Annotated in this window: 13 protein-coding genes; 11 read left to right on the top strand and 2 right to left on the bottom strand. The window is 65.7% G+C overall.

The features are described from left to right. The first annotated feature begins 10 nt into the window (after positions 1-10). Positions 11-1,099, top strand: coding sequence for an RNA polymerase sigma factor RpoS (gene rpoS / locus CFB43_RS10290; protein ID WP_089494987.1), 1,089 nt, complete (start codon positions 11-13; stop codon positions 1,097-1,099). A gap of 3 nt (positions 1,100-1,102) precedes the next feature. After that, complete coding sequence (locus tag CFB43_RS10285) at positions 1,103-1,879, top strand: 3'-5' exonuclease (protein ID WP_039360281.1); 777 nt, start codon at positions 1,103-1,105, stop codon at positions 1,877-1,879. Positions 1,880-1,911: 32 nt separating this feature from the next. Here the strand turns inward: CFB43_RS10285 and CFB43_RS10280 are convergent, their stop codons facing one another. Further along, a complete protein-coding gene (locus tag CFB43_RS10280; RefSeq protein WP_089494986.1) occupies positions 1,912-2,766 on the bottom strand; it encodes an endonuclease/exonuclease/phosphatase family protein in 855 nt (284 codons plus the stop codon). Positions 2,767-2,931: 165 nt separating this feature from the next. Here CFB43_RS10280 and rlmD point away from each other — a divergent pair, with 165 nt between their 5' ends. Further along, positions 2,932-4,386, top strand: coding sequence for a 23S rRNA (uracil(1939)-C(5))-methyltransferase RlmD (gene rlmD / locus CFB43_RS10275; protein WP_264171036.1), 1,455 nt, complete (start codon positions 2,932-2,934; stop codon positions 4,384-4,386). A 63-nt stretch (positions 4,387-4,449) separates the two neighbouring features. On the opposite strand, the gene CFB43_RS10270 is transcribed toward rlmD, so the two are convergent. After that, positions 4,450-5,148: a Bax inhibitor-1/YccA family protein gene (locus CFB43_RS10270; protein WP_006761414.1), complete on the bottom strand. Its 699-nt coding sequence runs from the start codon at positions 5,146-5,148 to the stop codon at positions 4,450-4,452. 249 nt (positions 5,149-5,397) lie between these two features. On the opposite strand from CFB43_RS10270, the gene ndk reads away from it, so the two are divergent. The 8 genes from ndk to der all read left to right on the top strand — a co-directional run bounded on the left by ndk (position 5,398) and on the right by der (position 14,439). Further along, a complete protein-coding gene (gene ndk, locus CFB43_RS10265; RefSeq protein WP_006478674.1) occupies positions 5,398-5,823 on the top strand; it encodes a nucleoside-diphosphate kinase in 426 nt (141 codons plus the stop codon). Positions 5,824-5,878: 55 nt separating this feature from the next. Further along, entirely contained in the window at positions 5,879-7,018 is a 1,140-nt protein-coding gene (gene rlmN, locus CFB43_RS10260) for a 23S rRNA (adenine(2503)-C(2))-methyltransferase RlmN (RefSeq protein ID WP_069248105.1), read from the top strand. A 164-nt stretch (positions 7,019-7,182) separates the two neighbouring features. After that, a complete protein-coding gene (locus tag CFB43_RS10255) occupies positions 7,183-8,208 on the top strand; it encodes a helix-turn-helix domain-containing protein (protein WP_089494985.1) in 1,026 nt (341 codons plus the stop codon). Positions 8,209-8,320: 112 nt separating this feature from the next. After that, positions 8,321-9,625, top strand: a complete 1,305-nt coding sequence (gene ispG, locus CFB43_RS10250) for a flavodoxin-dependent (E)-4-hydroxy-3-methylbut-2-enyl-diphosphate synthase (RefSeq protein ID WP_089494984.1) — start codon at positions 8,321-8,323, stop codon at positions 9,623-9,625. Between the two features lie 16 nt (positions 9,626-9,641). Further along, positions 9,642-10,982: a histidine--tRNA ligase gene (gene hisS, locus CFB43_RS10245; RefSeq protein WP_039360260.1), complete on the top strand. Its 1,341-nt coding sequence runs from the start codon at positions 9,642-9,644 to the stop codon at positions 10,980-10,982. A gap of 55 nt (positions 10,983-11,037) precedes the next feature. Further along, positions 11,038-11,667 (top strand): tetratricopeptide repeat protein, encoded by a 630-nt coding sequence (locus CFB43_RS10240; RefSeq protein WP_039360256.1) that lies wholly within the window; start codon positions 11,038-11,040, stop codon positions 11,665-11,667. Between the two features lie 41 nt (positions 11,668-11,708). After that, positions 11,709-12,854 carry an outer membrane protein assembly factor BamB gene (gene bamB / locus CFB43_RS10235; protein ID WP_089425558.1) on the top strand — a complete coding sequence of 382 codons (1,146 nt, stop codon included), beginning with the start codon at positions 11,709-11,711 and terminating at the stop codon, positions 12,852-12,854. 247 nt (positions 12,855-13,101) lie between these two features. Next, positions 13,102-14,439 carry a ribosome biogenesis GTPase Der gene (der, locus tag CFB43_RS10225; protein WP_046545849.1) on the top strand — a complete coding sequence of 446 codons (1,338 nt, stop codon included), beginning with the start codon at positions 13,102-13,104 and terminating at the stop codon, positions 14,437-14,439. Positions 14,440-14,556: the final 117 nt, after the last annotated feature.

The raw sequence follows: 14,556 nt of genomic DNA, 5'->3' as shown, positions 1-14,556 counted from the left end.
CGAGACGACCATGCCGAAATCGAAGCGCCACGAGCCGCAAGCCGAGTCTGAGAAAATCAGTCGAGCCACGCAAGCATCGGTGGGGCGAGCTGGTGCTTCGACGGACGACGAAGACGACGTCGCGGACAACGAGCGTGATCTCGAGGCACGCGACGCCGACGCGGACGGTGGCGACGACGAGCGCGAAGGCCGTGTCGAGGCGGCGCCCGATGTCGACGATTTCCGCACGATGCTGCAGGCCGAGCTCACGGCCGACACGATCCAGCATTACCTGAACCGCATCAGCGTGAAGCCGCTGCTCACCGTCGAGGAGGAGCAGCGCTATTCGCGTCTGGCCAAGGCCGGCGAATTCGAGGCGCGGCAGGTGATGATCGAGCGCAATCTGCGTCTCGTCGTCAGCATCGCGAAGGGATATCTGAACCGTGGCGTGCCGCTGCTCGACCTGATCGAGGAAGGCAACCTCGGCCTGATGCATGCCATCGAGAAATTCGACCCGACGCGCGGCTTCCGCTTCTCGACCTACGCGACGTGGTGGATCCGGCAGAGCATCGAGCGCGCGATCATGAACCAGGCCCGCACGGTGCGCCTGCCGGTGCACGTGATCCGCGAACTGAACCAGGTGCTGCGCGCGAAGCGCCACCTCGAAAAGAACTCGATGTCGACGGGCGAGGCGGCCGAGCGCCGCGAAGCCAGCATCGACGACATCGCCTATCTCACCGGCAAGACCGCCGAGGAAGTCACCGACATCCTTGCGCTCAACGAGCACACGGCGTCGCTCGACGCGCCGCTCGACCTCGATCCCGCGAGCAGCCTGCTCGACCTGCTGCCTGACGACCAGAGCCAGTCGCCCGACGCCGAGGTGCAGCACCGCGAGCTCGAGACGCTGACGCGCGCGTGGCTGTCGCGGCTGTCCGACAAGCATCGGCACGTGATCGAGCGCCGCTTCGGCCTGAACCACATCGAACCGGCAACGCTCGAGGAGCTGGCCGACGAGATGGGGCTCACGCGCGAGCGTGTGCGCCAGATCCAGCAGGAAGCGCTGGTGCGCCTCAAGCGGTTTTTCGCCTCCAACGGCGTGCGCAAGGACGCCGTTCTGTAACTGATGACTCCGATTCTCGTTTTTGACATCGAGACGATTCCCGATGTCGACGGCATTCGCCGTCTGGAAGACCTGCCCGCGACGCTCGACGATGCCGCGGTGGCCGAGCATGCATTCGCCGCCCGCCGCGAGAAGACCGGCGGCGATTTCCTGCCGCACCACCTGCAGCGCATCGCGGCGATTTCATGCGTGTTCCGCGACAACAACGGTTTTCGTGTGCGCTCGCTCGGCACGCCGCAGGACAACGAAGCGACGCTGATCCAGTCGTTCTACCGCGTGATCGAGAAATACACGCCGCAGCTCGTGTCGTGGAACGGCGGCGGCTTCGATCTGCCGGTGCTCCATTACCGCGCGCTCGTGCACGGCATCCCCGCGAGCCGCTACTGGGATCTCGGCGAGGACGACCGCGATTTCAAGTGGAACAACTACATCTCGCGCTACCACTCGCGGCATACCGACCTGATGGATGTGCTCGCGATGTATCAGGCGCGCGCGAATGCGCCGCTCGACGCGCTCGCGAAGATGTGCGGCTTTCCGGGCAAGCTCGGCATGGACGGCAGCCAGGTGTGGCCGGCGTTCCAGGCCGGGCGAATCGAGGAAATCCGCAATTATTGCGAAACCGACGTCGTCAATACCTACCTGCTGTACTGCCGGTTCCAGTTGATGCGCGGCGGCCTGACGCCGAGCGAGTATGCGGACGAGATCCTGCTCGTGAAGAACTCGCTTGCACAGGAGCCTGCGTCGCACTGGGCCGAATACCTGGCCGGTTTCGACGCATAGCGAGGGCGAGTGCGCTGCGGCCGGCGGCGCGATCAGGCCAGTTCGAGCAGCACCGGCTGGTGATCGGACGCGCGCACGTCGCCGTCGATTTCACAGCGCATGACGCGCGGCAGCAGCGTATCGGTCACGAACACGAAGTCGCACGCGAGCGGCCCCTCCGACCATTGCACCGTATCGTAGACACCCGCCGTCGGCGGTGGCATGCGGCCCGGGTGCCGAGCGACCCATGCGTCGATGAAGCGCGGCGCGTCCGAGATTGGCTCCAGGAGTCGGCAATAGGCGTCGCTGCCGAACGCGCTGTTGAAGTCGCCACAGATGATCGCATCGCGTGGCTGGCCGGTTGCGCTGAACGGCCCCTCGGCGGTTTCGGCGGGCGCTGGTCGTGCCGCGTGCGCGCAGGCCTCGCGGTGCCGGTCGCGCAATGCGTCAACCTGCGCGAGCCGCTGGCGCGCCGAATAATATTCCAGATGCGTGGTGACCACCCGCAGTGGCCCGAAGGGCGCCTGCAACGCGACGTCGAGCGCGACGCGCGGCATCGACGGCGCGCCGGCGTCGGCCGGCCACGGCAGCAACTGGCGGAGTGCGCGCCCGACCGGCATGCGGGTCGCGATTGCGTTGCCGAACTGGCGGCGCGGTGCGCCGGTTTCAATGGGCGGCAAGTCGGCACCGATCGCTTCGACGATCGTATATCCGGGCAGCAGCGCTGCGAGTTCGGCGAACTGGTCGGCACCGGGCCGGCCGGGCAGTGCGCCGAAGCCGCGCGTGACTTCCTGCAGGCACAGCACGTCGAAGTCGCCGAGCGCGCGGATCGCTGCGACGGTGCGCGCAAGATCGACGCCGCCGTCCGCGTCCCGACCCCATTGGATGTTCCAGTCGATCAGTTGCATGGTCGAATCTCCTGTCGGGGGGATCTCGGGCCCGGGCTTACCTGAGTCGGCGCCACGGGCCACGTGGCCGCTGGCGCTCTCGGGGGCCCGCCTGTCTGGCCGTTCCGGCGCAATGCCGGGCCGTCTATGCTTAAGTATCGGCGCTTGGCGCATGCAAAGCGGGCGATGCGGGCCTGCGTCGTCTACAATCTCGCCTTCTTCAACGTTTGTCAGGAAAAGCTGGTGTCCGAAGCCGTCCCCACTTCTGCGCGCAAATCAAGAAACGCGCCCGTCGCGCCCGGAATCGCCCCGGTCCTCGAGATCGAATCGCTCGACATGGAAGCGCGCGGTGTCGGCCGCACGATCACCGCGGACGGCGAGCCGGGCAAGGTCATCTTCGTCGAGGGCGCGCTGCCGGGCGAGCGTGTGACCTATTCGAGCTTCCGCCGCAAGCCGAGCTACGAGCAGGCGACGGTCGTCGACATTCTGCGCCCGAGCGTGATGCGCACGAAGCCGAAATGCGCGTTCTTCGGCACCTGCGGCGGTTGCTCGATGCAGCATCTCGACATGCGGGCGCAGGTGGCGGTCAAGCAGCGCGTGCTCGAAGACAACCTGTGGCACCTCGCGAAGCTGCGCGCGGAAACGATGTTCGCGCCGATTCACGGCCCGTCGTGGGGCTATCGCTACCGCGCGCGCCTGACCGTGCGCAACGTCGCGAAGAAGGGCGGCGTGCTGGTCGGGTTCCACGAGAAGAAGAGCAGCTACGTCGCCGACATGACGAGCTGCGAAGTGCTGCCGCCGCACGTGTCGGCGATGCTCGTGCCGCTGCGCCGGCTGGTCGAGGGGTTGTCGATCCGCGATCGGATGCCGCAGATCGAGCTCGCGGTCGGTTCAGAAGTCACGGCGCTCGTGCTGCGCGTGCTGGAGCCGATCAACGCGGACGACGAAGCGCTGCTGCGCGCGTTCGCGGACGAGCACAAGGTGCAGTTCTGGCTGCAGCCGAAAGGGCCGGACACGGTGACGCCGTTCTATCCGCTCGACGTATCGCTCGACTACACGCTGCCGGAATTCGGCATCCGCATGCCGTTCAAGCCGACCGATTTCACGCAGGTCAATCATCAAATCAACCGCGTGCTGGTGGGGCGCGCGCTGCGCCTGCTCGCGCCGTCGCGCGACGACCGCGTGCTCGACCTGTTCTGCGGGATCGGCAACTTCACGCTGCCGCTCGCGCGGCTGTCGCGCGAGGTGATGGGCATCGAAGGCAGCGATACGCTGACGACGCGCGCGCTGGCGAATGCGCGCGAGAACGGTGTCGACGGCCACACGACGTTCGCATGCCGGAACCTGTTCGAAGTGACGGGCGACGACATGCGTGCGCTCGGCGCATTCGACAAGTTCCTGATCGACCCGCCGCGCGAAGGCGCGCTCGCGGTGTCGAAGGCGCTGGCCGAGATCGCGCAGAGCGGTAAAGGCCCGTTGCCGAAGCGCATCGTCTACGTGTCGTGCAACCCGTCGACGCTGGCGCGCGACGCGGGCCTGCTCGTGCACGAGGCCGGCTACCGCCTGAAGGGCGCCGGTGTCGTGAACATGTTCCCGAATACGTCGCACGTCGAATCGATCGCGCTGTTCGAGCGCGACTGAGTCAGGCGGCGGACGTAAAAAAACCGGCCCGCGGGCCGGTTTTTTCATGGGGTGCAGTGAACGTCAGTTGCGGTTGCCGCCGAAGATGCCGAGCAGTGCGAGCAGGTTCGTGAACACGTTGTACAGGTCGAGGTAGATCGCGAGCGTGGCCGAGATGTAGTTCGTCTCGCCGCCGTTCACGACGCGCTGGACGTCGAACAGCATGTAGGCGGAGAAGATCGCGATCGCGAGTACCGACACGGTGAGCATCAGCGCCGGGAGTTGCAGGAAGATGTTCGCGACCGAGGCGAGCAGGATCACGATCACGCCCATGAACAGCCACTTGCCGAGCCCCGAGAAGTCACGCTTGCTGACGGTGGCGATCGTCGCCATCGCGGCGAAGATGATGCCGGTGCCGCCGAACGCGAGCATGATCAACGACGGGCCGTTCGAGAAGCCGAGGATGAAGCTCAGCAGCCGCGACAGCATGAGGCCCATGAAGAACGTGAAGCCGAGCAGCACGAATACGCCGGCCGCGCTGTTTTTGGTCCGCTCGATCGCGAACATGAAGCCGAACGCGATCGCGAAGAACGCGAGCAGGCTCATCATCGGGCTCGTGGCCGCGAACAGCGAGAAGCCCGTCGCGACGCCGACCCAGGCGCCCAGCACGGTCGGCACCATCGACAGCGCGAGCAGCCAGTACGTGTTCCGCAGCACGCGGTTGCGAACCTCGGCGGTGCTGACGGAACCGCCGCGGCCGAAATTGTACGGATAGTCGTTCATGGTTTCTCCTAACATTGAACGCGTGGGCGTCCGGGGCCGGTTCGGCACACGCGGTGTGCGGCGCAGCAAACCGGAGCAGCTATGGCTAAGATACGTTCCGTGCCGGGAGGTTTCAATGGCCAGGCAGCACAAAACATATGGATTCGGAACCTTTCACGTGTGTAAGGGTTCAATCGCAATGATACACGGGATCGTGCTACAATAGCGGATTCATTTGAACCTGTAACTTCTTAATTTTTTGGAGTTTTTATGGCAATCGAGCGCACCCTGTCGATCATCAAGCCGGATGCGGTGGCAAAGAACGTGATCGGCCAGATCTACAGCCGTTTCGAAGGCGCCGGCCTGAAGATCGTCGCATCGCGCATGGCGCACCTGTCGCGTGCTGACGCAGAGAAGTTCTACGCGGTTCACGCAGCGCGTCCGTTCTTCAAGGACCTCGTCGATTTCATGATCTCGGGCCCGGTGATGATCCAGGTTCTGGAAGGTGAAGGCGCGATCCTGAAGAACCGCGACCTGATGGGCGCAACGGATCCGAAGAAGGCAGAAAAGGGCACGATCCGCGCCGACTTCGCCGACAGCATCGACGCGAACGCCGTGCACGGCTCGGACGCTGCTGAAACGGCAGCGGTCGAAATCGCGTTCTTCTTCCCGGAAATGAACGTTTACTCGCGCTAAGCCCTGGCTGGCAGCAAGTAGGCAGGATTCAGCGCACGCGGCAAGGCAGCACATCATGACGAGCGAAACTTCCGTCAATCTTCTCGACTTCGATGCCGAGGGTCTTGTCGCGTACTGCGGCAGCCTCGGCGAGAAGCCGTTCCGCGCCAAGCAGTTGCAGCGCTGGATCCACCAGTACAACGCTGGCGACTTCGACGGCATGACCGATCTCGCGAAGTCCTTGAGAGAAAAACTCAAGGGCCGCGCGTCGATCGGCATGCCCGAGATCGCCAGCGATCACGTTTCCACCGACGGCACGCGCAAGTGGCTGATCGATGTCGGAAACGGCAATGCGGTCGAAACCGTGTTCATCCCGGAAGAGACGCGCGGCACGCTGTGCGTGTCGTCGCAGGCCGGGTGTGCGGTCAACTGCCGCTTCTGTTCGACGGGCAAGCAGGGCTTTTCCCGCAATCTGTCGACAGCCGAAATCATCGGCCAGCTCCGGATGGCCGAATTTGCGTTGCGAGCGTCCCTGGGCCGCGCGCCCGGCCCGAACGGCAAGGCCGAACGGGTCGTCACCAACGTGGTGATGATGGGCATGGGCGAGCCGCTGCTGAATTACAGCGCGGTCGTGCCGGCGATGCGGCTGATGCTCGACGACAACGCGTACGGCCTGTCGCGCCGCCGCGTCACGCTGTCGACGTCCGGCGTGGTGCCGATGATGGACCGCCTCGGCGCCGAGCTGCCGGTTGCGCTGGCCGTGTCGCTGCACGCACCGAACGATCCGCTGCGCGACGAGCTGGTGCCGCTCAACAAGAAGTATCCGCTGCGCGAGCTGATGGCGGCTTGCCAGCGTTATCTGAAAGTCGCGCCGCGCGACTTCATCACTTTCGAATACTGCATGCTGGACGGCGTCAACGACACCGAAGCGCATGCACGCGAACTGCTGGCCGTCACACGCGACGTGCCGTGCAAGTTCAATCTGATCCCGTTCAATCCGTTTCCGGAATCGGGCCTCATCCGCTCGAAGCCGGAGCAGATCAAGCGCTTTGCACAGGTCCTCATCGACGCGGGTGTCGTCACGACCGTGCGCAAGACGCGCGGCGACGACATCGATGCCGCGTGCGGTCAGCTGGCCGGCGCAGTGAAGGACCGCACGCGCCTCGCGGAACGGACGGGCGCAGCAGGAAAAATCATCGAAGTTCGGGCGATTTGACAGGGATGCCTGGCCGGGGATGCCAGGGTCTTTAAGCGGTACAACACGCGAATAGCGATCGGTCGCGGCGCCTCGGCGTCGCGCATGGTATGGACAGTTGCGGGTGCCGGCCGGCGGGAACCGGCGGCGGCCGCCAGTGAAGAAGAATCGACGCGAGGACAAGGATGAGTGAGCCGCAGCCGTCTAACGGCGCAGAGACGAATGGCGCGAAGCCGGCACCGGCAGGGTTGGAATCGCTTGCGGCAGTCGGCAGCCGACTGGCGCAGCTTCGGGAGACACGGGGTTGGACCGTCGACGACGTGTCGGCGCGACTCAAGGTCGCACCGCAGAAGCTTCGGGCACTCGAGGCTGGTGACATCAGCCATTTGCCCGGCGTGACGTTCGCGCTCGGTGTCGTGCGCAGCTACGCGAAGATGCTCGGCGTCGATCCGGAACCGTTCGCGCAGGCGTTGCGCCGCGAGCGCGGGGTGCCGGAAGTCGACCTGTCGATGCCCGCGTCGTCGGGCACGGATCTGCCGCGCGGTCGCGTGTCGATTCCGCTGGGCGGGTCGTCGCGGCATCACCCGTGGCTCTGGGGCACGGGGATCGTCGTCGTCGCGGTGGTTGCCGTACTGATGTGGCACACTGGCGGCGATTCGTCGAGCCTGCTCGCGCGCTTCAAGAGCGGCGATGCCGAGCATGCGTCGGCCGCGAGCGCGCCTGCCGCCTCATCGTCTTCCGTCGAAGAGGCGGCCTCGAGCGGTGCGTCTGCCGTCGTCGCGAATGAGGTTCCGGCCCCGGCTGTTGCGTCTGCAGCCCCGGCGCCGGCGGTTGCGTCGGCTGCTCCGGCGCCTGCGCCCGTGGCACCGGTCGTGACGGCAGCCGCATCGCAGCCCGTCGTGGCAACGACGGCGACAAGCGCCGCCGTGCCGGCCCAGCCGGCGAGCGTCGCGGTGGCGGCCGGCCAGTCGCTGATCGAACTGAAGGTCAAGCAGGACAGCTGGTTCAGCGTGCGCGACAAGAGCGGCAAGGAACTGTTCTCCGGGCTGGTGCACGGCGGCGAGGCGAAGCAGGTCGCCGGCGACGGCCCGTTCAAGGTCACGATCGGCAACAAGGCGGGCCTCGACGCGATCGCGTTCGACGGAAAACCTGTCGATCCGGCAAAATATTCGGCAGCGCGGGGTAATGTGGCGCGGTTCACGTTGCCCTGACGTCAAGCGCCGTGGCGAAGGCCTGTCGTCGATATCGACAGGCCGCGAGGGCACGGCGCTTTTTCAATTCATGCGCCGCGTCGCGGTGCATTCCGCGTAAATGGATCTATCGATGCAATCCGAAGCTCAATCCCCACGCAGCAGTCAGATTTGTTCAACCGAGCCGGTGTTCGGCGGGCACCAGCCGCGCCGCGTATCGCATGCGGTGGATGTCCGCTGGGGCGGGCAGCTCGTGACGATCGGCGGCGACGCGCCCGTGCGCGTGCAGTCGATGACGAATACCGACACGGCCGACGCGATCGGCACGGCAATCCAGATCAAGGAACTCGCGAACGCGGGCTCCGAACTGGTGCGCATCACGGTCAACACGCCGGAGGCCGCGGCCGCCGTGCCGGCGATCCGCGAGCAGCTCGATCGCATGGGCGTGACCGTGCCGCTCGTCGGCGATTTCCACTACAACGGCCACCTGCTGCTGCGCGACTACCCGGGCTGCGCCGAGTCGCTGTCGAAGTACCGGATCAACCCGGGCAACGTCGGTCAGGGCGCGAAGCGCGATACGCAGTTCGCGCAGATGATCGAGGCGGCGGCCAAGTACGACAAGCCGGTGCGGATCGGCGTGAACTGGGGCAGCCTCGACCAGGACCTGCTCGCGCGCATGATGGACGAGAACGGTGCGCGTTCGCAGCCGTGGGATGCGCAGAGCGTGATGTACGAGGCGCTGATCCAGTCGGCGATCGGCTCGGCCGAGCGTGCGGTCGAACTCGGTCTCGGCCGCGACCGCATCATTCTGTCGTGCAAGGTCAGCGGCGTGCAGGATCTGATCGCCGTGTACCGCGAACTCAGCCGCCGCTGCGGCTTCGCGCTGCACCTCGGGCTGACCGAGGCCGGCATGGGCTCGAAGGGCATCGTCGCGTCGACGGCTGCACTCGGCGTGCTGCTGCAGGAAGGGATCGGCGACACGATCCGCATCTCGCTGACGCCGGAACCGGGCGCGTCGCGCACGGGCGAAGTGATCGTCGGCCAGGAAATCCTGCAGACGATGGGCCTGCGCTCGTTCGCACCGATGGTGATCGCGTGCCCGGGCTGCGGCCGTACGACGAGCACGCTGTTCCAGGAACTCGCGATGCAGATCCAGACCTACCTGCGCGAACAGATGCCGGTCTGGCGCAAAGAGTATCCGGGCGTCGAGAAAATGAACGTCGCGGTGATGGGCTGCATCGTCAACGGCCCGGGCGAATCGAAGCACGCGAACATCGGCATCAGCTTGCCGGGCTCGGGCGAGAACCCGGCCGCGCCTGTCTTCATCGACGGCGAGAAGGTCAAGACGCTGCGCGGCGAGCGGATCGCCGAGGAATTCCAGCAGATCGTCAGCGACTACGTCGAACGCAACTACGGCCGCGCTGAGGCCACGAACTAATTCGTCCACACACACGATGACTGAACAAAAACGCAAGATCGAGAAGCTCACCGGCGTCAAGGGCATGAACGACATCCTTCCGCAGGATGCCGGCCTTTGGGAGTTCTTCGAAGCTACGGTGAAATCGCTGCTGCGCGCCTACGGTTACCAGAACATCCGCACGCCGATCGTCGAGCACACGCAGCTCTTCACGCGCGGCATCGGTGAGGTCACCGACATCGTCGAAAAAGAGATGTACAGCTTCACCGACGCGCTGAACGGCGAAAACCTGACGATGCGCCCGGAAAATACCGCGGCCGTCGTGCGGGCGTCGATCGAGCACAACATGCTGTACGACGGCCCGAAGCGCCTGTGGTACATCGGGCCGATGTTCCGTCACGAGCGTCCGCAGCGCGGCCGCTATCGTCAGTTCCACCAGGTCGGCGTCGAGGCGCTCGGCTTCGCGGGTCCTGATGCGGACGCCGAGATCATCATGATGTGCCAGCGCCTGTGGGACGACCTCGGCCTGACCGGCATCAAGCTCGAGATCAACTCGCTCGGCCTTGCCGAAGAGCGTGCCGCGCATCGCGTCGAACTGATCAAGTACCTCGAGCAGTTTGCCGACGTGCTCGACGAGGATGCGAAGCGCCGCCTGTATACGAACCCGCTGCGCGTGCTCGACACGAAGAACCCCGCGCTGCAGGAAATCGCGCAGAACGCGCCGAAGCTGATCGACTTCCTCGGCGACGAATCGCGCGCGCACTTCGAAGGGCTGCAGCGTCTGCTGCTCGCGAACAACATTCCGTTCAAGATCAACCCGCGTCTCGTGCGTGGCCTGGACTACTACAACCTGACCGTGTTCGAGTGGGTCACCGACAAGCTCGGCGCGCAGGGGACGGTCGCAGCCGGCGGCCGCTACGATCCGCTGATCGAGCAGCTCGGCGGCAAGCCGACCGCCGCATGCGGTTGGGCGATGGGCATCGAGCGGATCCTCGAGCTACTGAAGGAAGAGGATCTCGCACCCGAGCAGGAAGGCGTCGACGTGTACGTCGTGCACCAGGGCGAGACCGCGCGTGAACAGGCGTTCATCGCGGCCGAGCGCCTGCGCGACACGGGCCTCGACGTGATCTTCCACTGCAGCGCCGACGGCGCGCCGGCAAGCTTCAAGTCGCAGATGAAACGGGCCGACGCAAGCGGCGCCGCGTTCGCGGTGATCTTCGGTGAAGAAGAGGTTGCAAACGGCACGGTGGGCGTGAAAGCGCTGCGCGGTGCGGGCGGAGACGGGGAAAAGAACGTTCAGCAGACCGTACCGGTCGAAGGCTTGACCGAATTCCTAATCAATGCGATGGTTGCATCCGCCGAAGACGGCGACGACTGATCGCGCTGGCATCCGCTCGACAAGAAAAGCCTGAACAGGAAGGAATCGCTCGCCGATGAGTTACCACGACGAACAAGAATCGATTGAAAGTGTCAAGGCGTGGTGGGCCCGCTGGGGCAACCTCACCACGTGGATCGTGCTCGCGGCGCTCGTCGTCGCGGCCGGTTTCAACGGCTGGAACTACTGGCAGCGCCGTCAGGCTGCCGAGGCGTCCGGGCTGTACGAACAGGTCCAGAAGGCCGCCGCCGCGAACGACAAGGCGACGATCGCGCGCGCGGCCGCCGACATGGAAGACAAGTTCGGCAGCACGCCGTATGCGCAGATGACCGCACTCTCCGCTGCGAAGACGCTGTACGCAGCCGGCGACTCGGCCGGTGCGAAGGCGCAGCTGCAATGGGCCGTCGATCACGCCAAGGATGACGAGTACAAGCAGATCGCGAAGCTGCGTCTCGCGTCGCTGCTGCTCGACGAGAAGGCGTACGATGCGGGCCTCGCGCTGCTGTCGGGTACGCCGGTCGATGCATTCAAGGGCCTCGTGGCCGATCGCCGCGGCGATCTGCTTGCCGCGCAAGGCAAGACCGACGATGCGCGCGCGGCGTACAAGCTCGCGCTCGACGGCCTGTCGAAGGACGACCAGTCCGCGCGTCAGCTCGTGCAGTTCAAGCTGGACGCGCTCGGCGGCTGAACCCCGGTCCCCTCAACCTCTTAACTCTGCTTCGCTAACCGATGAATTTGCTGAAACGTTACGCTGTGCCCGTTGCCTGCGCGGCGGCTGTCCTTGCACTGGCGGCCTGCTCGTCGTCGAAGGACGCGCGCCGCGTGCCGACGCCGCTCACCGAGTTCAAGCCCGTGATGGACGTGCAACAGGTCTGGAAGGCGAGCGTCGGCAAGGGCGGGCGCTACCTGTTCTCGCCGGTAGCCGTGGGCGACGCCGTCTATGCAGCGGGCGAAAACGGTTCGGTCGAGAAGATCGACGCGAAGACGGGCCAGACGCTCTGGCGCGCGAAGGTCGGCTCCGACCTGTCGGCCGGTGTCGGCAGCGACGGCAACCTGACCGCGGTCGGCGCGCTGAAGGGCGGTGTGTTCGTGCTGGGCCCGGACGGCAAGCAACTGTGGAAGACCACCGTGCAGGGCGAGATCTTCTCGCCGCCGCTCGTCGGCAACGGCCTCGTGGTCGTCCGCACGATCGACGGCCAGGTGATCGCGTTCAATGCGCAGACGGGCGAGCAGAAGTGGAACTACCGCAACCGTGCGGTGCCGCTGAACCTGCGCGTGTCGGCCGGCATGACGTTCGCGGGTGACGCGGCGGTGCTGGCGGGCTTCCCCGGCGGCGGGCTGGTCGCGATCAACCTGCAGACGGGCGAGCCGTTCTGGCAGACGCCGGTGTCGTTCCCGAAGGGTGTGACCGAGGTCGAGCGCATCAACGACGTCAGCGGTCCGCCGACGCTCGTGGGCGCGGAAGCCTGCGCGGTGACGTTCCAGGGGCAGCTTGGCTGCTTCGATGCGAACTCGGGCCGCCCGCTGTGGGAAAAGGCGTTCTCGAGCCGCAGCGGCCTCGCGCAGGACGATTCGGTGGTCGCCGGCGGCGACGACTGGTCGGTCGTGACCGCGTACGATGCTGCGTCGGGCAACCAGCTGTGGCGCAACGACAAGCTGAAGAGCCGTGACGTCGGCGTGCCGTATCTGCTCGGGCATGCGGTCGTGTTGGGCGACTACAAGGGCTTCGTGCACTTCCTGTCGCGTGAAGACGGCAGCTTCATCGCACGGATGAAGACCGACGGCAGCGCGATTACGGCGGCGCCGGTCCTCGCGGGCAATACGCTCGTCGTGCAGACGAAGGACGGCGGCCTGTACGGATTCCGTCCGCGCTGACGCGCAGGAAACATGCGCGGCCGCGGCGCGACGGGCTTGTCCCGTGCGCCGCGGCCGCGTGACTTGAAGGCGGCCGGTGCTCCCGGCCGCTCGGTATTTGAAAGGCAGTTCGAGACGAAAGACGATGGCGCGCAGCGCGCGCCAGGCGCGCGCATCCGGCGCGGCGCGAATTCGTGATATTTTCATTCAGCGCAGCCGCCCGCAGCAGCGGGCCTCCCGCTGCTGCGCTTCACCGTAGAAAACACAGATGAAACCGGTCATTGCCCTCGTTGGGCGCCCCAATGTGGGGAAATCCACGCTGTTCAACCGGCTCACGCGCTCGCGCGATGCGCTGGTCGCCGACTTGCCGGGCCTGACGCGCGATCGCCATTACGGCGAAGGGCGCGTCGGCGAGCGGCCGTACCTGGTCGTCGACACGGGCGGCTTCGAGCCCGTCGCGAAGGACGGCATCCTGCACGAGATGGCGCGCCAGACGCGGCAGGCCGTCGAGGAAGCCGACATCGTCGTGTTCATCGTCGACGGCCGCAACGGGCTCGCGCCGCAGGACAAGTCGATCGCCGACTACCTGCGCAAGACCGGCCGGCCGATCTTCCTGGTCGTCAACAAGGCCGAGGGGATGAAGTACACGGCGGTCGCGACGGACTTCTACGAGCTCGGGCTCGGCGATCCGCGTGCGATCTCGGCTGCGCACGGTGACGGCGTCACCGACATGATCAACGAGGCGCTGGATGTCGCGTACGCGGACCGTCCGGAGGAAGAGGACGAGAACGATCCTTCGCGCGGTATCAAGATCGCGATCGTCGGCCGCCCGAACGTCGGCAAGTCGACGCTCGTGAACGCGCTGATCGGCGAGGATCGCGTGATCGCGTTCGACATGCCGGGCACGACGCGCGATTCGATCTACGTGGACTTCGAGCGCAACGGCAAGAAGTACACGCTGATCGACACGGCCGGCCTGCGCCGCCGCGGCAAGGTGTTCGAGGCGATCGAGAAGTTCTCGGTCGTGAAGACGCTGCAGTCGATCTCAGACGCGAACGTGGTCATTCTTCTGCTGGATGCGCAGCAGGACATTTCCGACCAGGACGCACACATCGCCGGCTTCGTCGTCGAACAGGGTCGCGCGCTCGTGATCGGCGTCAACAAGTGGGACGGGCTCGACGAGCATGCGCGCGATCGCGCGAAAGCGGATTTGACCCGTAAGCTGAAATTCCTCGACTTCGCGAAATCGCACTTCATTTCGGCAACGAAGAAGACAGGCATCGGCACGCTGATGCGCTCGGTCGACGACGCGTACGCCGCGGCGATGGCGAAGCTGCCGACGCCGAAGCTCACGCGCGCGCTGATCGAGGCAGTCGAATTCCAGCAGCCGCGCCGTCGCGGCCCGGTGCGTCCGAAGCTGCGCTACGCGCACCAGGGCGGCCAGAATCCGCCGATCATCGTCATCCACGGTAACGCGCTCGACGCCGTGACGGAAACGTACAAGCGTTACCTGGAAAACCGGTTCCGCGAAACTTTCTCGCTGACAGGGACTCCATTGCGCATAGAGTTCCGTTCGTCGAACAATCCGTACGCGGACAAGAGCTGAAGACGTCTGTTACACGCGTCACGCAAGGGGTTGGCCGCAAGGCCTATGCCCCCGGCGGGCCAGGCAAAATCGGCTATAGTGTAGCGATTGGCGCCGGATCTCTTTTTCTTCGCCGCC

The organism is Burkholderia sp. AU15512 (assembly GCF_002223325.1).
GTDB lineage: Bacteria > Pseudomonadota > Gammaproteobacteria > Burkholderiales > Burkholderiaceae > Burkholderia.
Note: the sequence above shows the minus strand (reverse complement) of the source record. Positions and strands in the feature narration are given on the sequence as shown.

Bases quoted from the DNA above. Each gene is read 5' to 3' on its own strand.
- rpoS (WP_089494987.1), top strand. From the start codon at position 11: ATGCCGAAATCGAAGCGCCACGAGCCGCAAGCCGAGTCTGAGAAAATC.
- CFB43_RS10285 (WP_039360281.1), top strand. From the start codon at position 1,103: ATGACTCCGATTCTCGTTTTTGACATCGAGACGATTCCCGATGTCGAC.
- CFB43_RS10280 (WP_089494986.1), bottom strand. From the start codon at position 2,766: ATGCAACTGATCGACTGGAACATCCAATGGGGTCGGGACGCGGACGGC.
- rlmD (WP_264171036.1), top strand. From the start codon at position 2,932: ATGCGGGCCTGCGTCGTCTACAATCTCGCCTTCTTCAACGTTTGTCAG.
- CFB43_RS10270 (WP_006761414.1), bottom strand. From the start codon at position 5,148: ATGAACGACTATCCGTACAATTTCGGCCGCGGCGGTTCCGTCAGCACC.
- ndk (WP_006478674.1), top strand. From the start codon at position 5,398: ATGGCAATCGAGCGCACCCTGTCGATCATCAAGCCGGATGCGGTGGCA.
- rlmN (WP_069248105.1), top strand. From the start codon at position 5,879: ATGACGAGCGAAACTTCCGTCAATCTTCTCGACTTCGATGCCGAGGGT.
- CFB43_RS10255 (WP_089494985.1), top strand. From the start codon at position 7,183: ATGAGTGAGCCGCAGCCGTCTAACGGCGCAGAGACGAATGGCGCGAAG.
- ispG (WP_089494984.1), top strand. From the start codon at position 8,321: ATGCAATCCGAAGCTCAATCCCCACGCAGCAGTCAGATTTGTTCAACC.
- hisS (WP_039360260.1), top strand. From the start codon at position 9,642: ATGACTGAACAAAAACGCAAGATCGAGAAGCTCACCGGCGTCAAGGGC.
- CFB43_RS10240 (WP_039360256.1), top strand. From the start codon at position 11,038: ATGAGTTACCACGACGAACAAGAATCGATTGAAAGTGTCAAGGCGTGG.
- bamB (WP_089425558.1), top strand. From the start codon at position 11,709: ATGAATTTGCTGAAACGTTACGCTGTGCCCGTTGCCTGCGCGGCGGCT.
- der (WP_046545849.1), top strand. From the start codon at position 13,102: ATGAAACCGGTCATTGCCCTCGTTGGGCGCCCCAATGTGGGGAAATCC.